Raw genomic sequence first — 23,073 nt, forward strand, 5'->3', positions numbered from 1 at the left:
TTTGAGGTAAAATCACTTTTTTTTATTTTAATACTATCGTGCTATGTATAACCAGCTCGATATTCTTTCGGAACCGTCTCCTAAATCTAGGATGTAGTAGTAAGTTCCTGCTGGTAATTCTTCATCCTTTTTAAATACGGATCTTCCATTGGAGTCACCTCTAAATGAATTATCATAGCCCTTCATACTGAAAACTAAGTTACCCCATCTATTATAGATTTCTAAGGCATTATTTGGATAGTTATTTATACAATCAATATAGAATACTTCGTTTTTATCGTTACCATTTGGAGAAAACTCATTGTAAATCTTTAAACAAGAAGGCGAAATACTCACTTCACTTGAATTGTTTGAATCATTTGAATCTATCTGATCTAAATACCCAAGACTGGCAATGTTTAGATAGTCATTAACATCCATAACTTTTACAACAACATTCAGCTCTTCAGTTTGCCCTACTTGTACAATAGGAATTAACCAAGATCCGGTTACAGCATCATAATCACCAGAAGTTGCCGTGTAGCTTATAAACTGATATCCTGAAGGTAAAAGATCTATAACATCTACTGTAGTGGCATCTAAACTTCCTAAATTATTAACTGAAACGGTAAATGTAATTTCATCACCTATTCGTGGTGTTTCTGAATCTACAGCTTTAAGTACTTCTAGATCTGTTGTTGGTACATTAATCGTTGCATATGACTCATCATCTTCACTTTGGTCTCCATCATCATTATTTGGAGTACTATCAGAGTCGTATTCATTACTAGCTGTAATTTGAGCAATATTCAAATACTCATCGGTTGCAAGAGTTGGAATGTTTACAGTAACCTCATAACTTAAAGTTAATCCTGAAACTGGCACATTTAAAGCCGACCAATCTATAGTATTATTAAGTAAGTTACCTCCATTAGAAATATTAGTAACATTACTATAACCAACAGGTAAAATATCTTCAACAGCAACTCCCGTAGCTGTATCTGCTCCGGCATTGTTAATTTGAAGTGTAAACGTAATTACATCGCCTACATTAGCATTTACATTACTAACTGTTTTAACTAAACTTAAATCAGCTGTTAATGGTCTTATTAAAACACTAGCTTCATCATCTTCACTTTGATCACCATCATCATTGTTTGGTGTAGAATCTATATCTGCAATATCACTAGCTGTTACCTCCGCAATGTTTAGGTATTCGTTAGTAACACCACTTGGTGCATTTACTAAGGCATCAATTAATAATGTTTGAGTTCCGCCATTTGCTATAAGACCAACATCCCATATACCTGACACTTGATTGTAAGTTCCAGATGTAGAACTAAACAGAACATAATTAAATCCTGTTGGTAGTAAATCTGTTACTTGTACACCTGTTGCTACATTAGGTCCGTTATTAGTAATTGTAATTTCAAAAGTAATCTGCTCACCCACATTTGGATTCACGTTGTTATTTACAACCGTTTTTGTTAATGATAAATCAGCCATCGACTCTACCGGTGTTACTAAAACATAATCCTCATCATCTTCACTTTGGTCGCCATCATCATTGTTTGGTGTAGAATCTATATCTGCAACTGAACTTGCCGTTACTTCTGCTACGTTTAAGTACTCATCTGAAGCTCCACTTGGTGCATTCACTAACGCCTCAATTAATAACGTTTGTGTACCACCGTTTGCTATAATGCCTACCGTCCATAAACCACTTGCTTGGTTATAGGTTCCGGATGTAGAGCTGAAAGACACAAAATCGAAACCTGCAGGAAGCACATCGGTTACCTGAACATCGGTAGCAATATTTGGTCCGTCATTACTAACTGTAATTTCGAATGTTATTTGCGTGCCTACTAATGGCGACGTATTATCATTTACAACTGTTTTTGTTAATGATAAATCGGCCATCCATTCTACTGGTGACACAAGAACACTATCCTGATCGTCTTCAGAAGCATCATCATTGTTTGGTGTAGAATCGGCATCAAATATATCAGAAGTAGTTACTTCTGCTGTGTTTAGATAATCGCCTGACTCATTCACTAAAACATCTATTAATAATGTTTCAGATGCGCCGTTTGAAACAGTTCCTGTTGTCCAAACTCCTGTCGTATTATTATACGTTCCTGAAGAGGTACTAAACGATACATAACTAAATCCGCTTGGTAGTAAATCCGTAACACTAACGTTTGTTGCGTCTTGTGGCCCATCATTTGTTACTGTCAGTTGGAATGTTATTTGTGTTCCTACTAATGGTGTCAGTTCATTATTTACCACTTCTTTCGTTAATGATAAATCGGCTTGTAATGGAATTGGTATTACTAACACGCCTGCTTCATCATCTTCACTCTGATCACCATCATCATTGTTTGGTGTAGAATCGACATCAAATATATCAGAAGCAGTTACTTCTGCTGTGTTTAGATAATCGCCTGACTCATTCACTAAAACATCTATTAATAATGTTTCAGATGCACCATTTGAAACAGTTCCTGTTGTCCAAACTCCTGTCGTATTATTATACGTTCCTGAAGAGGTACTGAACGATACATAACTAAATCCGCTTGGTAGTAAATCCGTAACACTAACGTTTGTTGCGTCTTGTGGCCCATCATTTGTTACTGTCAGTTGGAATGTTATTTGTGTTCCTACTAATGGTGTCAGTTCATTATTCACTACTTCTTTAGTTAATGATAAATCGGCTTGTAATGGAATTGGTATTACTAACACGCCTGCTTCATCATCTTCACTCTGATCACCATCATCATTGTTTGGTGTAGAATCGGCATCAAATATATCAGAAGTAGTTACTTCTGCTGTGTTTAAATAATCGCCTGACTCATTCACTAAAACATCTATTAATAATGTTTCAGATGCGCCGTTTGAAACAGTTCCTGTTGTCCAAACCCCTGTCGTATTATTATACGTTCCTGAAGAGGTACTAAACGACACATAACTAAATCCGCTTGGTAGTAAATCCGTAACACTAACGTTTGTTGCGTCTTGTGGTCCGTCATTAGTTACTGTCAATTGGAATGTTATTTGTGTTCCTACTAATGGTGTCAGTTCATTATTTACCACTTCTTTCGTTAATGATAAATCGGCTACTAAATTAACAGGTGTTAGTAAGATACTAGCTTCATCATCTTCACTTTGATCACCATCATCATTATTTGGTAATGAATCTGGATCTACAACATCACTTGCTACTACTTCGGTAATGTTTAAATACTCATCGGCTGATCCTGTTGGAGCATTTACTAGGGCATCAATCAATAAAGATTGAGAACCGCCATTTGCTATTAACCCTACAGACCATAAACCTGTACCTGCATTATAAATACCTGAGGTAGCACTAAATGATTGATAGCTAAATCCTGCTGGTAATAAATCTGTTACTTCAACACCTGAAGCTACATTTGGTCCATCATTACTAACGGTTATTTCAAACGTAACTTGAGATCCAACTAATGGTGACGTATTATCGTTTATAACTGTTTTCGTGATTGACAAGTCGGCTAAAGCTTCAACTGGTGTGAGAAGTATACTATCTTGATCATCTTCGGATGCATCATTATTATTTGGTGTCGAATCGGAATCATTTACATCGCTTGCAGTTACTTCTGCTACGTTTAAATATTCGTCTGGTAAACCAGAAGCTGTATTTACTACGGCATCAATTAGTAATGTTTGGGATGTACCGTTTAATATTAAACCAACATTCCATAAACCACTTGCTTGGTTATAAGTTCCGGATGTTGAACTAAAAGATACAAAGTTGAATCCTGCTGGTAACACATCGGTTACCTGAACGCCGGTTGCGTAATTAGGTCCGTCATTACTAACTGTTATTTCAAATGTAACTTGAGAACCAACTAATGGTGATGTATTACCATCTACAACTGTTTTTGTTAATGATAAATCAGCTACTGGTTCTATTGGCGTGATAAGGATACTATCCTCATCATCTTCACTTTGGTCGCCATCATCGTTGTTTGGTGTAGAATCTATATCTGCAACTGAACTTGCCGTTACTTCTGCTACGTTTAAGTACTCATCTGAAGCTCCACTTGGTGCATTCACTAACGCCTCAATTAATAACGTTTGTGTACCACCGTTTGCTATAATACCTACCGTCCATAAACCACTTGCTTGGTTATAGGTTCCGGATGTAGAACTGAAAGACACAAAATCGAAACCTACAGGAAGCACATCGGTTACCTGAACATCGGTAGCAATATTTGGTCCATCATTACTAACTGTAATTTCGAATGTTATTTGCGTGCCTACTAATGGCGACGTATTATCATTTACAACTGTTTTTGTAAGTGATAAATCGGCCATCCATTCTACTGGTGACACAAGAACACTATCTTGATCGTCTTCAGATGCATCATCATTGTTTGGTGTAGAATCGGCATCAAATATATCAGAAGCAGTTACTTCTGCTGTGTTTAGATAATCGCCTAACTCATTCACTAAAACATCTATTAATAATGTTTCAGATGCGCCGTTTGAAACAGTTCCTGTTGTCCAAACTCCTGTCGTATTATTATACGTTCCTGACGAGGTACTGAACGATACATAACTAAATCCGCTTGGTAGTAAATCCGTAACACTAACATTTGTTGCGTCTTGTGGCCCGTCATTTGTTACTGTCAGTTGGAATGTTATTTGTGTTCCTACTAATGGATTAAGTTCATTATTCACTACTTCTTTCGTTAATGATAAATCGGCTTGTAATGGAATTGGTGTTACTAACACGCCTGCTTCATCATCTTCACTCTGATCACCATCATCATTGTTTGGTGTAGAATCGACATCAAATATATCGGAAGTAGTTACTTCTGCTGTGTTTAGATAATCGCCTGACTCATTCACTAAAACATCTATTAATAATGTTTCAGATGCACCGTTTGAAACAGTTCCTGTTGTCCAAACTCCTGTCGTATTATTATACGTTCCTGAAGAGGTACTAAACGACACATAACTAAATCCGCTTGGTAGTAAATCCGTAACACTAACGTTTGTTGCGTCTTGTGGTCCGTCATTAGTTACTGTCAATTGGAATGTTATTTGTGTTCCTACTAATGGTGTCAGTTCATTATTTACCACTTCTTTCGTTAATGATAAATCGGCTACTAAATTAACAGGTGTTAGTAAAATACTAGCTTCATCATCTTCACTTTGATCACCATCATCATTATTTGGTAATGAATCTGGATCTACAACATCACTTGCTACTACTTCGGTAATGTTTAAATACTCATCGGCTGATCCTGTTGGAGCATTTACTAGGGCATCAATCAATAAAGATTGAGAACCGCCATTTGCTATTAACCCTACAGACCATAAACCTGTACCTGCATTATAAATACCTGAGGTAGCACTAAATGATTGATAGCTAAATCCTGCTGGTAATAAATCTGTTACTTCAACACCTGAAGCTACATTTGGACCATCATTACTAACGGTTATTTCAAACGTAACTTGAGATCCAACTAATGGTGACGTATTATCGTTTATAACTGTTTTCGTGATTGACAAGTCGGCTAAAGCTTCAACTGGTGTAAGAAGTATACTATCTTGATCATCTTCAGATGCATCATTATTATTTGGTGTTGAATCGGAATCATTTACATCGCTTGCCGTTACTTCTGCTACGTTTAAATATTCGTCTGGTAAACCAGAAGCTGTATTTACTACGGCATCAATTAGTAATGTTTGGGATGTACCGTTTAATATTAAACCAACATTCCATAAACCACTTGCTTGGTTATAAGTTCCGGATGTTGAACTAAAAGATACAAAGTTGAATCCTGCTGGTAACACATCGGTTACCTGAACGCCGGTTGCGTAATTAGGTCCATCATTACTAACTGTTATTTCAAATGTAACTTGAGAACCAACTAATGGTGATGTATTACCATCTACAACTGTTTTTGTTAATGATAAATCAGCTACTGGTTCTATTGGCGTGATAAGGATGCTATCCTCATCATCTTCACTTTGGTCTCCATCATCATTGTTTGGCTGTGAATCGGAATCGTTTATATTACTTGCAGTAACCTCAGCGACATTTAAATGTTCGTTAGGTGTTCCAACTGCTGAATTAACAGTTGCATCAATTAATAACGTTTGAGAACTTCCATTTGGAATAAAACCAACCGTCCATAAACCTGTTACTTCATTATAGGTACCTGAAGTAGCACTGAATAATACGAAATCGAAACCTACAGGTAATAAGTCTGTGACTTCTACACCTGTTGCTAAATTTGGTCCGTCATTACTAACTGTAATTTCGAATGTTATTTGCGAACCAACTAAAGGTGACGTATTTCCACCTACAACATTTTTTGTAAGTGATAAATCTGCTATAGCAGTTATAGGAGTCAAAAGCACACTATCCTCATCATCTTCACTCTGATCTCCATCATCATTGTTTGGTGTAGAATCCACATCTAAAACATCGGACGCTGATACTTGTGCTACATTTAAATAGTTTCCTGATGCATTTACATATACATCTATTAATAAAGTCTCAGAACCATTACTTATTATAGTTCCTGGATTCCATATTCCTGTTGCACTATTATAAGTTCCAGAAGATGTACTAAAAGTTACAAAGTCTAATCCTGAAGGTAATAAATCTAAAACCTCAACTCCTGTAGCATCTTGTGGTCCATCATTGGTTACTGTTATCTGATAAGTAACCTGTGTACCTTGTAATGGAGATGTATCGCCATTAACTACAATTTTTGTTAAAGATAAATCGGCTTGTAATGGAATTGGTGTTATTAACACACTGTCCTGATCATCCTCATTAGAATCATTATTATTAGGAGTTGAATCGGAATCTGCAATATCACTTGCTGTAATTTCTGCACTATTTAAATGCTCACCTGATTCATTTACAAAAGCATTAATTACTAATGTTTCTGAAACTCCATTAGCAACGCTACCTGTATTCCAAACTCCAGTTGCACTATTATATGTACCTGACGAAGTGTTAAATGAAATAAATGAAAATCCTGACGGCAATAAATCGGTAACTTGAACACCTGTTGCATCTTGAGGTCCATTATTCATTACAATAATTTCAAAGGCTAAAGGAGAACCAACTAAAGGACTTGTATTTCCTCCAATAACGGTTTTAGTTAATGATAAATCTGCAATAGGTTGTACAGGAACAACTAGTACACTAGCCTCATCATCTTCACTTTGATCGCCATCATCATTATTTGGTGTAGAATCTATATCATATACATCCGCAGCTGAAACTTGAGCTACATTCAGGTAATCTCCTATTTCATTAACAATAACATCAACTAATAAAATTTCTGTTGCACCTGAAGCAATATCTCCAACACGCCATAACCCTGTTATATGATTATAAACACCAGCTGTTGAGCTATACAAAACATACTCAAAACCTGAAGGTAATAAATCTCTTACATCTACGCCAGTTGCATTATTTGGTCCATCATTTGTAAGTCTAACCTCAAATGTTATCTGAGCACCTATTAATGGTGTTGTTTCATTATTTACAACAGTTTTAGTTAATGATAAATCGGCTTGAGTTGGTGTAATTACTAAACTATCTTCATCATCATCAAAACCATTTCCATTACTATCTTCATCTACTGTTTCGTCTGTTAATGGATTACTATCTGGGTCATACTGATCAGCTCCCGTTATCTGAGCAATATTAAGATACTCATCCGTTGCTCCTGTTGGTGCATTAACCTCTGCTTCATAAGTCAGTTGAATACTACCATTATTGGCTGCAACTGTTAATCCTGACCATTGCGCAGTATTAGCTGTTTGGGTTCCACCATCATTAACCGCAGTTAATAATAAACCACTTGGTAACACATCTTCTACTGCTACATTTGTAGCTATATTTGGTCCTGAGTTAGTAACTACTAAAGTATAAACGATAGCCTCTCCAACACTTGGATTGGTATTACTAACACTTTTTACAATACTTAAATCGGCTTGCTGAATACTTACTGCAACAGCATCCTCATCATCTTCTGATTGAGTTCCAGAATCATTATTTGGAGTACTATCTACATCATACTGATTGGAAGCAGTAATTTGAGCCGTATTTAAATATTCATCAACCGCACCACTTGGTGCATTTACCGTAGCATCGAAAGTTACCACAACTGTATCAGCACCTAAAGGCACATTAAAGCCTGTCCAATCTATTTGATTGCCTGTTGCAACTCCTGAATCACTAATATTACTTAGGTTGCTATAACCTACTGGCACCACGTCTTGCAGTGAAACACCTGTAGCTTCTACACTACCCGCATTACTAATAGCAATTGTAAAACTAACTACATCACCAACATTTGGATTGGTACTGCTAACAGTTTTAGTAATTGATAAATCGGCTGTTTGTGGCGTGATAACAAAAGTATCTTCGTCATCATCGGCGATACCATCATCTAAATCATCATCAGTTAATCCTGTTGATGGATTACTATCTGGATCAAATTGATTACTGTCTGTTATTTGAGCATAGTTTGTGTATTCATTATCATCTCCAGTAGGAGCATTTACTACTGCTTCATAAGTTAATATTATACTAGCTCCGTTTGACAACAATAATCCTGACCAATTAATTTGATTCCCCATAAGTGTTCCTCCATCACTTATCGAAGTAGAAACTACTGAGTAACCATCAGGTAGCAAGTCTTCAACAGAAACACCTGTTGCAGCATTAGGACCGTTATTAATAACTGTTATTTCAAAAGTTACTGTATCACCAACATTTGGCGTAGCACTACTTGTAGCACTAATACCTTTTGTTAATTCTAAGTCAGCTACATTCACTTGAACTTCAACTGCATCTTCATCATCTTCACTTTGATCGCCATCATCATTATTTGGTGTACTATCTGGGTCAAACTGATTTGAGCCTATAATTTGAGCAGTATTCATATATTCTCCTATTGCTCCTGTTGGCTCATTAACTTGAACTTGATATGAAACTATAGCTCCTGTTAATGGAAGACTAGCAAATGTCCATGTAATTGATGTATCACCTACATTATATATACCATTGTTATCAATACTTCCTGGAACTAAGGTATAACCAATTGGTAACACATCATTCAAACTAACTTGAGTGGCTTCAGAAGGCCCATCATTATTAACGGCAATTGTAAAAGTTAAAATATCATTTACATTTACAAAACCACCATTATTATCTGTTACAGACTTATCAATTGATAGATCTGCTTCTTGTAAGGTAATCACATAAGCATCTTCATCATCCTCACTTTGATCACCATCATCATTATTTGGTGTACTATCTGTATCGAATTGATCAGACGCTGTTATTTGAGCTGTATTAACATATTCATCTACTGCTCCAGTTGGCGCATTTACCGTAGCTTGATAACTTAAAGCGATACTTCCGTTAGCAGGAACAAATAAACCATTCCAATTTGCTATATTTCCTGTTGCTACACCTGCATTAAAAACCGCACCTAAGGTATACCCGACAGGTAATACATCTTCAACAGAAACACCTGAAGCGTCATTAGGGCCGTTATTTGTAATAATCAATTCAAACACTAAGGTATCATTAATGTTTGGTGTTGCGCTTCCCGTAGCTAATGTCTTCGTTAGAGATAAATCGACTTGAGTTGGTGTAATTACTAAACTATCTTCATCATCATCAAAACCATTTCCATTACTATCCTCATCTACTGTTTCGTCTGTTAATGGATTACTATCTGGGTCATACTGATCGGCTCCCGTTATCTGAGCAATATTAAGATACTCATCCGTTGCTCCTGTTGGTGCATTAACCTCTGCTTCATAAGTCAGTTGAATACTACCATTATTGGCTGCAACTGTTAATCCTGACCATTGCGCAGTATTAGCTGTTTGAGTTCCACCATCATTAACCGCAGTTAATGATAGACCACTTGGTAACACATCTTCTACTGCTACATTTGTAGCTATATTTGGTCCTGAGTTAGTAACTACTAAAGTATAAACGATAGCCTCTCCAACACTTGGATTGGCATTACTAACACTTTTTACAATACTTAAATCGGCTTGCTGAATACTTACTGCTACAGCATCCTCATCATCTTCTGATTGAGTTCCAGAATCATTATTTGGAGTACTATCTACATCATATTGATTGGAAGCAGTAATTTGAGCGGTATTTAAATATTCATCAACCGCACCACTTGGTGCATTTACTGTAGCATCGAAAGTTACCACAACTGTATCAGCACCTAAAGGCACATTAAAGCCTGTCCAATCTATTTGATTGCCTGTTGCAACTCCTGAATTACTAATATTACTTAGGTTGCTATAACCTACCGGCACCACATCTTGCAGTGAAACACCTGTAGCTTCTACACTACCCGCATTACTAATAGCAATTGTAAAACTAACTACATCACCAACATTTGGATTGGTATTACTAACTGTTTTAGTGATTGATAAATCGGCTGTTTGTGGCGTGATAACAAAAGTATCTTCGTCATCATCAACGATACCATCATCTAAATCATCATCAGTAAATCCTGTTGATGGATTACTATCTGGATCAGCTTGATCACTACTTGTTATTTGAGCGTAATTTGTGTATTCATCGTTTACACCTTCAGGAGCATTTACAATTACATCATAACTTAGTGTTATACTATTTCCATTAGTTAGGCTTAAATTATTCCAACCTATCAGATTACCTGCTTGTGTACCGCCATTCGAAATAGTTCCCGGAGTTACAGTATATCCTATGGGTAATATATCTTCTACAGAAATACTAGTAGCATCGTTTGGTCCGTTATTAACAACTGTAACTTCAAACGTAATTGTATCGCCTATATTTGGCGTAGCACTACTTGTAGAACTAATACTTTTCGTTAATTCTAAATCAGCAGATTCCACATTGAATATAGCAACATCTTCATCATCTTCACTCTGATCGCCGTCATCATTATTTGGTGTACTATCTGGATCAGCTAAATCACTAGCTACAATTTGAACGGTATTGGTATAATTCCCAGAATCGGTTACGATGGCATCATAGCTTAATGTAATAGCGTCTCCATTTGTGATAGCTATTTCAGACCATTCAATAGAATTACTGCCTAAAAGGTAAATACCAGCATTTGATATCGTACCCGGCACTAAATCGTACCCATCAGGTAATAAATCTTCAATTTTAACACCTGTTGCATTTCCAGGGCCGTTATTTTGTACTAAAACATTAAATGTTATTGTTTCTCCAACAGCTCCTGAACCTGGCGTTACAGATTTTGTAACTTCTAAATCTGCCTCTTGAAGTAGTGTTTCAGCATTAGCCTCATCATCTTCACTTTGATCACCATCATCATTATTTGGTGTACTATCCGGATCTATTTGATTGCTAGCTATAATTTCAGCAACATTTAAATAAGTATTAGATACGGACGATGGTGCATTAATTGTAGTTGTTATGTTTAAGGTTTCAGAATCGCCAACAGCGACATCTCCAACATTCCATAATCCTGAAATTGAATTATATTCACCACTAGCATCATCACTTATATAAGTATAACCGTTTGGAAGCAAGTCTAAAACCTCTACTTGGCTTGCCGAATCGGGCCCTTCATTAGCGACAATTAGCGTAAACACAACTGTATCTCCTATACTTGCACTTATAGTTGAAACTGTTTTACTTAATGATAGATCTGCATACTCGATAGTAACTTCAGCTTGATCTTCATCATCTTCACTTTGGTCTCCATCATCATTATTTGGTGTACTGTCTGAATCAAAATTATCACTAGCAGATATTTCAGCTACGTTTAAGTAAGACCCCGTTTCATTAACTGTAGCATTGAACGTTAGGTTTAGAGTTTCTCCATTAGCAATATCCAAATTAGACCAAGTAAGTGTCTGACTTGCTAAATCGTAAGTTCCTCCATTAGATACAGAACCAGAAACCAAAGTATAACCAAGTGGTAATACATCCTTAACAGCTACACCAGTAGCATCCATATTGGTAGCACTTTCATTGTTATTGAAAACGGCAATTGTAAATGTTACAACCGATCCAATATTAGCACTTGTTGGAGCTACTGTTTTACTTAATTCTAAATCTGAAATAGACTGAACAATAATTGTCACCGTATCTAACGCTGTACTACAAGTTCCATTATTAACAGACCATTGAAATTCATAAGTACCATAGGTTGTCCCAGACACTAAAGCATTAGGGTTATTAACATCACTAAAACTAACAGTAGTTGGTCCTGAAATTTGAGACCAAGTTCCAGTACCTACAGATGCTGGAACAGCCTCTAAGGTAATGACTTCAAATTCAGGTAAAGTTTGATCTGGACCTGCATCGGCAGAAACTGGATCATCATAAATAACGACACGCATGCTATCACTTGAACTACAACCACCTCCTGTAGCTGTCCAAGTAAACTCGTATTCACCAGCTGTAAGCCCTAAAACTAAACTACTCGGGTTGTTTGGTGCTGTTATAGTGGTTGAAGCACCTTCTGTTTGAGTCCAAGTTCCAACACCTTCAGTTAGCGGTACTGCGTTTAAAATAACTTGAGTAGCATCACAATATTCTTGATCATCACCTGCTATTGCTTGTGATGGAGGCACACCCGTATAGGTTAATACAACAGTATCAGACTGCGGCCCACATAAAGAAGGAGCGGTTAATGGTCCTGATGAAACAGTCCATGTTAACGTATACACATCCTCTAAACCATCATTTCCGGCATCATCAGGAATATTTGATAATGTTGTTTGCGGGTTATTTGGGCTATCAATAACGACTACCCCACCAGAAGGATCATCGACAGGTGAAGCAAAACTCCACGTACCCAAACCAACCGTTGGTGTTGTTGCATTTAACTGTGTATTTTCCTGACACGCCAATGGCTGATCGGCTCCAGCATCAACAGGTTCCGGGGCATCATAAACTTCTACACGTACCACATCAGCATCATCAGTACAGAATTCGGTTTTAAAGTTTAATTCAAAAACATAAACACCAGCTACTGTTAATCCCGACACATCTGTCGTTGTACTATTATTAGGTGTTGAAAAAGTTAAACTAGCGCCTCCTGGCTGAGCTAATAATCGCCATTCAGATTCAACATCTGAAGGAATTGCTGTATTTCCTGCAGTTAAAGTAACTGACGTTGTATCACCAGTACAAATAACTTGATCAGAACCTGCATCAGCATCCTCACTAGGACCGTCAGAAACTCTAACAGTTGTTTGTACACTATTATTACATGAAGCCCCAGTACCTGTATAATCAGTTGTAAATTCAAAAACATATTCACGACCAGCATCCACAGGAGCATTGGCTAAATTACTATTACTTGGAGTTTGTGAAGGTGTATACGGTGCAATATCTGCTGCTCCTGTTAATCCATCAACAGAAACTATTGTCCATGTTCCTGTTGTTCCTGTTCTTGCCTCTAGAAAAACACTAGATACTTCACATAAATCTTGATCTGAAATTGGTAATGATGGTGCATAAACATCAACGGTAACCTCATCAAAATCATTCGGACATAATAAAGAACCACTTACCGTTGTCCATCTGAATACATATGAACCAGTTGTTAAACCAGAAACATTTATTATAGGATTTCCTGGATTGTCAATTGTTGGTGAGTTAGGTCCAAAAACCAATGTCCAATTACCACTCTCTGTATTTGGATTATTTAGTGTGTTTGCTTCTAAAGTTATACTTGTTTCACCACATAAAACCGAATCACTTGATTGAATGACTGCTTCTGTAGCAGGCACACCTACTTCTATTTGAACTTGATCGGGTGTACCAGAAACAACACAGTCGCTATAAGTAATAACCCATTCAAAAACATAAATACCATCTAATAAATCTGTAAAAGTTGCTGTTGGGCTATTAATATCATCCACAGTGTAACCACCACCAGAAACTAAGTTCCAAGTTCCAGTACCTCCCAAAGGAACTGGATCTGTTGCATTCATGGTAAAAGATAAAAGAGAAGGATCTAAACATAAACTTTGATCTGGACCTGCTGCAACGTTGGCACCTGTATCTGCTACCACAACATTAACTACATCGGAAGATGTAGAACACGGATTTGGAACAATTGGTCTGAAAGCAATTTCCCATTTAAATTCATATTCACCATTAACAAGCCCAGTAACTTCAGTTGTTGGACTATTTGGATCAGTAAAAGTAACCGAATTAGGCCCTAAAACTTGTGTCCATGTACCTATTTCATTAAGAGCTGTTGCATTACCTTCTAGAGCTGTAATTGAAGTAGTACCGTCAGGCAAACATAAATCTTCACCTGCATATGCTGTTGTAGTTGCTTGCAAACTTGAAGTTGAAATTACAACATCATCTACAGCAGGAGGTCCACAATCTACGTATTGATTATCTATAGACCATGTTAACGTATAATCTGTTCCTGTTTGCGAAAAACCTGTTGCAGTTGCATTAGGATCATTTACATCTGAAAAAACAATACTTGGATCAGATGCACTCCAAGTTCCCTCTAATATAATATTTGGTGTGTTAGCAGCTAATTGTACCGTAGCATCTACACATACTGTTTGATCGGCACCAGCTAATGACGGTCCATTATCTAGTGGAGACACATAAACAAAAGTATCTGACGTAGCGTTTGGCGAACAATTTACACCTCCTGAAACGGTGTATCTGAAAACATATATTCCAGGTACTAAACCAGAAATTGTTGTGATATGCGAATAAATATCATCAAAACTTGCTGTACTAGGCCCTGTTACTTGAGACCAAACTGACGTTTCTCCTATTTGCGTTTCACTACCTGCTAAAGTTCCTTCAACTTGTCCACATAAAAAAGCTTGATTAGAACCTGCACTAGCTCCTGAAGGTACTGTTGAAATAAAAATGGTTATAGACTCATTGGCTACGGAGCAATCTTCAACAAGGTTACCATTTGTATATCTAACAAAATTAACTTTATAAGCACCAGCAACATCAAAATCATCAATAGTTACGGTACTATTACCGGAACCTCCTAAATTCACATAGGGTGTAGGAAATGTTAAAGCAGAATCCTCTGGCCCGCTTACAATACTATATTCCGTTCTACTTCCGCCTGTAGACGTATAAGGTACTTCAACAGAAGAGCTTTCACAATCTGCAACAATATCTTCTCCTGAATTCACACTAATACTAACCGAACTAACATTATACCTAACGCTTACCGAATCATCAGTAACACATCCTGTAACATTATTAACTATAGAAAACTTAAACTCATAAACATTGGGGTTCGACAAGCCAGTTACTAAAGTAGTACTACTTGTAGGATCAACAATAGTTGCACTAGGTCCCGATGTTTGTTCCCATAAAACAGTTTCATTTGTAAAGTCTGGTGTAGAACCTATAAGTGTTGTTTCTGTAATACTAGCATCGCAGAAATGTTGATTGTTATTCGCTACAGTTGCTTGGGTTACATCTTGCGTAGCTGGTGGCACGGTTATAGTAACCGTATCACTTCCAGTAACACAAGGTCCTGATACATCCCATCTAAACACATAAGTACCTTCAACTAACCCATTAACTTCTGTATTATTATCATTAACATCAACGATATTAGGATTGGATGGTCCATTAACAAATGTCCACGTTCCTTGTTGACCATTAATATTATTTCCAGCAAAAGAACCATTCAGGTTTGTACCTTCACTTACAGTAAAGCAATTTGATAGAGTTTGATCGGGTCCTGCATCAACTATTGTTTCGCCACCATAATTAGTAACGGTTATTTCTGAATACGATTCACAAAATTGCGCAGGCGCATATTGAGGCCCCGTAATTGTCCATCTTAATGTTGTGGAACCTGAACTCGTTTCAGGTAGTGTAATAGTTGAAGTTGGCGAGTTTGGTTGATTAATTACAACCCCCGCATTATTACTTCCAACAATAGACCAATTTCCATCCTCTCCTGGGTTCTCCGGAGTGTTACCATATATTATTAATGACCCCGAACTATCTGGACAAGACACAATATCCTCACCTGCATCTGCAAGGGTTACTGGCTCAACTGTAATTGTTACTTGTTGAGCTGGACGCGCACCATTAAAACAAACAGCTGATAACTGAAAAACATAAGTATTACCTCCTGTAAAACCTGTAATTATCGGATTATCAATAGTTGGATCACTTATTATTACAGACGGCCCACTAATTTGAGTCCATGTAGGGCCTTCTGCATACGTATCAGGACTACTTCCATCTAACTGAAATAAATCAAATTCACAAATAGTTTGATCGAGTCCACTATTAATGGTACATGATTGAGCATTTGCAGAATTAAAACTTAATGTAAAAACAAAAAACAGTAAAATAAATTTAAAAAAATTCAACTTTTGAGGAGAATTGTTGATTGGGTAGTTGTTGCGCATATAATATCTTTTAATAGCGTTTATGATGACTGTGCAAAAATAAAAAACAGTCTATATTTCTTATTTTTATGTTAAAATTAATACTTTTTTTCGATAAAACACATATAATTAGGGTTATAGTACATTTAGTAACTAATTTTTAAATTACTTAAAGCGCAGTTAATTTCTAAAAAGATTAACATATAAGTAATCATCTTAAAATTAAATCTATGAAAACACAAAACAAACTATATGTACTTGCTATATTGCTATTTATGAGCTTGTTTCAATCTTGCCAAACTATTCCAAAAAAAGCAGTCCCCGTTCAGAACTTTAACAAGACCAAATATTTAGGCACATGGTATGAAATAGCACGGTTAGATTTTAAATTTGAGAAAAACTTAAACAATACAACCGCTACTTATAGCATAATGGAATCTGGTAAAATTAAAGTTATCAATAAAGGTTACAATACTAAAAAAGAAGAATGGACTCAAGCCACAGGTAAAGCTAAATTTGTAGAAAATGATTCTATTGCTAAGCTTAAAGTATCTTTTTTTGGACCATTCTATTCCGGCTATAATGTAATTGCCATTGATGCTGATTACCAATACGCATTGGTTGCTGGAAAAAACTTAGATTATCTTTGGATTTTGTCACGTGAACCTGAAGTTCCAGAAACTATAAAAGCTGATTATTTAAAGAAAGCTGAAGCTATAGGTTTTGACACCTCTAAACTTATATGGGTCTCTCATAACAAAACAAACCCTAATTTATCTAATTAAATTTATTTATGCGCAATAATTCACTTTAGGCTTTTCTGTTTATTAGGTATAAATTAGTATTTTTAACAGAATTCTACGATAGCTTCTCATATTACGTGAGCAGTTTTCGTAATTGTTAACCTAACAACCTATTTCCAAAATGCGCCTAAAACATTTTTACTTACTAGCTTTATTCATCAGTGCGTCAGTAGTTGCACAAACAGACTTAAACACAAAGCAACTTGATAAAAAGCTATCAGAATTACAAAAAGCGACACAAACTGTTGGATTTTCCGTTGCCATAGTAAAAGGTGACGCCGTTATTTACGCTAAAGGTTTTGGGTATAAAGATTTAGAAAAAAAACTAAAGGCCGACGAAAACACGCTTTACGCCATAGGATCTACAACTAAAGCTTTTACAACAGCCTTACTTGGGGTAATGGAAGAGGAACATGGTTTAAAGTTTACAGATAGTCCACGTAAATACCTTCCCGAATTAGAGTTTTATAATGATGAATTAAATAACAATGTAACCATTTTAGATATGGTTAGCCACAGAACAGGCTTACCTCGACACGATTATTCATGGTATTTATTTCCTACCGAAAGTAAAGACAGTTTATTAGCGCGTGTAAAATACCAAGAACCATTTACGGACTTAAGAGAAAAATGGTACTACAATAACTTTATGTATTTAGCACAGGGGTTAATTTCTGAAAAATTAACGGGTATAAGTTGGGAAGACAATATACGAGAACGTTTTTTTAAACCTTTAAATATGTCAACCTCTAATCTTACAATTGAGGAACTTAAAAATCAATCTAATATATCCAAAGGTTATACACTTGAAAATTTTGAAACTCAGCAACTAACACCATATTATAATATTGCCGCCATTAGTCCGGCAGGAAGTATAAATAGTAGTGTAAAAGAAATGGCTAATTGGTTAAAAGTATGGACAAACAATGGGCAGTATAACGGCAAGCAAGTTTTACCAAAAAAATATATCGAAAAAGCAATCAACCCGTTAATGCTTATCGGAAATGCAATTCCTAATAAGGAGTTCCCCGACCAACATCTTAACAGCTACGGCTACGCTTGGTTAAACTCGTCTTACAAAGGTCACTACAGACTTGAACATGGCGGAAATATTGATGGCTTCACCGCTAATGTAGCACTTTTCCCAACAGATAAAATTGGAATTGTTGTGCTTTCAAATCAAGATGGCTCCGCTTTACCTGCTTTAGTTAGAAACACCATCTCTGATGAAATATTTGATTTAGAAAAAACCGATTGGGTTCAGTATTATTCTGAAAAAATATCAGAAATTAAAAAGCAACAAAAAGAAAAGAAACAAGAAGAAGAGAAAAACAAAATATCGAACACCACACCAAGTCACAACTTAGCAGAATACACTGGAAAATACACACATAAAGGCTATGGAACTATGACATTAGAAGTTAAAAACGATTCACTTTGGACTAATTTCACTAGAGAAAAAGCCTATTTAAAACATATACACTATGATATTTTTAAAGCATATCTAGTTAAAGACAATAAAGTAAGTTCAAATGAATTAGGTTTTAATTTTAATTTTCAAACAAACGACCTAGGAGACATAGAATCGGTAAAACTTAAAATGGAACCTGCTTTAGATGCTCTTGTTTTTTCCAGAACCCCAACCGAAATAACTATACCTAAAGAAGCATTAAACAAATTAACAGGAAGCTATTTAATATCTGGAGCTGAAATAAAAATAAGTCTAGAAAACGATAACCTCAGATTATTAGTACCTGGACAACCCGAATATACATTAATCCCTATCAAAGAGAATGAATTTTCAATTAAAGGTTTGTCAGGGTATAAAACTGTTTTTGAAGAAAAGGATGGGAAGCTAAATTTAGTTTTTCATCAGCCAAACGGCATCTTTACCGCAGTAAAAAAATAACAAATGAATTTTAAAAAATATACCTTTTTAATACTGTTAGTTTGTTTCGTTTCGTGTGATTCAAATAAAGAATCCATCTACGATATTGTTATTGAAAACGCTCGCGTAATCGATCCTGAAACTAATACAGACGAAATACTAAACGTTGCCATTGTTGGCGATAAAATTATAGAAATTAGTTCCGAAAAATTAAACGGAATAAAAACAATTGACGGAACAGGTAAAATTTTATCTCCTGGATTTATCGATTTACACGCCCACGGACAAACCAATGTAGAGAATGAATATCAAGCTTTTGATGGCGTAACCACTGCACTAGAATTAGAAGTTGGAATAGACACCCTAACGCAATATTACCAAGCTAGAAAAGGAAATGCCTTATTAAATTACGGTGCATCTGCCTGCCAATTAGCCTATCGAAATAAAGTTATTGCCAAGAGCGATCGTGTATATAAAAGTATTTATGAAGAATTGCAAGACTCTGTAGCGCAACTAACTTTACCTAAAGACAAGTTTCCAATACTTCGGAATAAATTAAAAGATGCCTTAAACAACGGAGCACTTGGTATTGGTACTCCTGTTGGGTATTTACCAAATGCTTCCATCGAAGAAATTGCCGATGTATATGCATTTGCAGGCGCATCAAAAGTGCCAATTTTTTCTCACGTAAGAGAAGGTGGTGCTATTGCATTTCAGCAAGCATTTTCTGATGCGCTTCTTAATAAAACGCAACTACATATTTGTCATTTAACGAGTATGGCGCGTAAAGATGTCGATTTTTGTTTGCAAGAAGTTGAAAAAGCACAAGCCTTAGGTTTTCCTATCACTACAGAATTATACCCGTATACCGCAGGAAACACCGAAATCGGTTCTGCTATTTTTAACGAAGGTTGGCAAGAACGTTTGGGCTGTACCTATGAAGATTTGCAATGGGTTGAAACCAATGAACGCTTAACTCCTGAAACTTTTGAGAAATACAGAAAACAAGGTGGTTCTGTTATTGTTCATATGATGAAAGAAAGCTGGGTAGATAAAGTTGTCGCTTCTAAAGTATCGATGATTGCGAGTGATGGTGGAGAACACTCTCCAACAGGACACCCAAGAGGCTCGGGTACTTTCAGTAGAATTATTAGCACCTACGTAAATAAAAAAGGATTGATTAGCATTAATGAAGCCATTAGAAAAATGACCATTATGCCTGCCCAAGTGTTAGAAAACATTGCTCCAGAAATGAAATTACGAGGACGAATTCAAAAAGGTTCGTATGCAGATTTAATACTCTTTGATATAAATAATGTAAAAGATAACGCTACTTACACCAATGGTTTTGTAAAATCTTCAGGGATGGATTATGTGATTGTAAACGGTACAATCCTAATTGAAAATGGCGAACTAAAAAAAGATGTTTTCCCTGGGGAAGGCATAAAAAGTGAGGTGAAATTATGAAACCTATTACAGTTATCGGCTGCGGAATTGTTGGTTTAACTTCAGCAATCAAACTACAAGAAAAAGGTTTTGAAGTAACTATAATCGCTAAAGAACGTTTTGATAAAACCTTATCTAGCAAAGTAGGTGCTATTTGGTTTCCGTTTGAAATTCACCCAAAAAAAGAAGCCAACAAATGGGCAGCTCTTGCCTACCAAGAATATCAGCAAGATGTAAAAGAAGGAAATGGCGTTGCTTTTATTCCTTTTATTACCGCATACAATAGCGAAAGCAATACCGACTGGACAAATCAACTACCCAAAGAAGCTGTTAGAAAAGCAACAGCTGAAGAGCTACCTAAAGGCATAGCATCAGCCTATATTTCAACCGTACCACTTGCTGAACCTTTGTTGTATCTTCCCTACTTATTCAATCGTTTTATAGCAAACGGCGGACTTTTTAAAGAACAAAAAATCACTAGTTTACAAGAAATGTCAAACCTAAACAGCTTGGTGATTAATTGCACAGGATTAGGAGCAAAAGAAATTTGTAATGATAATGATATACGCCCTATGCGTGGACAAATTTTACGTTGTAAAAAAATGGACATTCCTTCGTGTGCAGATTCCACAAAAAAAGGAGCATTAAGCTATGTAATTAACAGAAGTAGCGATTGCGTAATAGGCGGTACAGACTACGAAAACGACTGGAATATCAATATTGAAAAAAGCGATACAGACCTAATTACCAACCGACTTATTGACGGCGGTTTATCGCATATAAAACCTGAAATACTAGAACAAATAGTAGGTTTAAGACCCAAAAGAAGTACTGTTAGGTTTGAGTTTGATGAGAATTACCCAAACATTTTCCATAATTACGGACACGGTGGCGCTGGCTTTACCGTGGCTTGGGGTTGTGCAATTGAGCTCGCTAAGCTGGTTTAATAATCAGTAAGAGTATAAATTATTAAAATCAATACAAGATTCATTAATTTTGCACAACAATTTAAAATATAGAAACTCATTCTTTTAAGTGTCCCTAATGCTAATATGACCAATATGAAAGATACATTAAAAAACGAAACATCTTTCTGGCAGACCTGCAAGAACTGTAAAGGCCGTGGTAAAAAAAGTCAACGGTTACGAAAAAAAGTCAAGCTTGGATACCTTTATGAATTAGAAAAATTTAATAAATCAGACCAAACAGGTACAAAACCAAAACCTCCAAAACGAAACTTAATCCCATGCAAAGCATGTAATGCTACCGGGCTTGTAGCAGCTAACACCTCTCCTATTCCTGATTCAGAAAACTATCCACATATAGCTATTATTGGAGGCGGTATTGGAGGAGTCGCTTTAGCTGTTGCTTGTCTACATAGAGGTATACCGTTTACGCTTTATGAAAAAGACAATAGTTTTAATGAACGCTCCCAAGGTTACGGATTAACACTTCAACAAGCCAGTAATGCCATGGCTAGTTTAGGAATTTCTAAATTAAAAGATGGCGTTATTTCTACACGGCATGTCGTTCACAAAACTGATGGTGAAATTGTTGGAGAATGGGGTATGCGAAAATGGTTAGATACCGATTCAAAAACAGAACCACGACGTACCAACGTACATATTGCACGCCAGGCATTACGCTTGGAGTTACTACAACAACTAGAGCATTCTAATAACATAAAATGGGGACATCGGTTAGTACGTTTTAACGAAAACAAAAATGCACAAGCAACACTAGAGTTTAACGTTGACGGAAAAACGATAACTAGTCAGGCCGACTTAATAGTTGGAGCAGATGGCATTAGAAGCTCCGTAAGACAAATATTAATTGGTGACACACACACACCTCTCAGGTATTTAGGTTGTATTGTAATTTTAGGAATTTGTCCTTTAGATTCACTCTCACATCCTCGCTCTACATTATTAGATTCTGCTACAGTTTTTCAAACAGCCAACGGTCATGAACGCTTATATGTCATGCCTTTCGACAAAAATTCTATCATGTGGCAGCTAAGTTTTCCTATTAGTGAAAAAGAAGCCATAGAACTTAGTCAAAACGGTCCTAAAAGTTTAAAAAAAGAAGCTATAAAACGAACTCAATGGCATGATCCCATCCCTGAAATTATACTAAAAACGCAAGCCAGTTTAATATCAGGTTACCCAGTTTACGATCGAGAGTTATTACAACCAGATGCATTACAAAAAGGCAAACAAGTTACATTAATTGGTGATGCCGCTCACCCGATGAGCCCTTTTAAAGGACAAGGAGCTAATCAAGCCTTATTAGACGCTTTATCCTTAGCTAACCTATTGCATATAGGATGTCATCCAAATTCCAATTGGAAAACAATAGGTGTTCGCAACTCTGTATTAAATACGTTTGAAACAGAAATGTTAAAACGAAGCGCCACAAAAGTTAAAGATTCTGCTGAGGCCGCAAAATTCCTCCATTCAGATGTGGTATTACACAAAGGCAATGAACCTAGAGGTCGTTGCTTAAAGAAAGACATCTAAC

The 23,073-nt window shown here is 36.3% G+C and carries 6 protein-coding genes; 5 read left to right on the forward strand and 1 reads right to left on the reverse strand.

The window, feature by feature from the left end; genetic code table 11:
• Positions 1–33: 33 nt before the first annotated feature.
• Positions 34–16,437, reverse strand: coding sequence for a PKD domain-containing protein (locus ACW5R3_RS11730; RefSeq protein ID WP_456577205.1), 16,404 nt, complete (start codon positions 16,435–16,437; stop codon positions 34–36).
• Between the two features lie 209 nt (positions 16,438–16,646).
• On the opposite strand from ACW5R3_RS11730, the gene ACW5R3_RS11735 reads away from it, so the two are divergent.
• The 5 genes from ACW5R3_RS11735 to ACW5R3_RS11755 all read left to right on the forward strand — a co-directional run bounded on the left by ACW5R3_RS11735 (position 16,647) and on the right by ACW5R3_RS11755 (position 23,072).
• Complete coding sequence (locus tag ACW5R3_RS11735) at positions 16,647–17,201, forward strand: lipocalin family protein (protein ID WP_456577206.1); 555 nt, start codon at positions 16,647–16,649, stop codon at positions 17,199–17,201.
• A gap of 139 nt (positions 17,202–17,340) precedes the next feature.
• Entirely contained in the window at positions 17,341–19,128 is a 1,788-nt protein-coding gene (locus ACW5R3_RS11740) for a serine hydrolase (protein ID WP_456577207.1), read from the forward strand.
• A 3-nt stretch (positions 19,129–19,131) separates the two neighbouring features.
• Positions 19,132–20,574, forward strand: a complete 1,443-nt coding sequence (locus tag ACW5R3_RS11745) for an amidohydrolase family protein (RefSeq protein WP_456577208.1) — start codon at positions 19,132–19,134, stop codon at positions 20,572–20,574.
• Positions 20,571–21,500 carry an FAD-dependent oxidoreductase gene (locus ACW5R3_RS11750; protein ID WP_456577209.1) on the forward strand — a complete coding sequence of 310 codons (930 nt, stop codon included), beginning with the start codon at positions 20,571–20,573 and terminating at the stop codon, positions 21,498–21,500. The genes ACW5R3_RS11745 and ACW5R3_RS11750 overlap by 4 nt, the downstream gene beginning before the upstream one ends.
• 114 nt (positions 21,501–21,614) lie before the next feature.
• The gene (locus ACW5R3_RS11755) at positions 21,615–23,072 is read left to right on the forward strand and encodes an FAD-dependent oxidoreductase (RefSeq protein WP_456577210.1); all 1,458 of its coding nucleotides are present in this window, start codon (positions 21,615–21,617) and stop codon (positions 23,070–23,072) included.
• The last annotated feature ends 1 nt before the right edge of the window (position 23,073 follow it).

Source organism: Algorimicrobium bowmanii, from assembly GCF_054031195.1.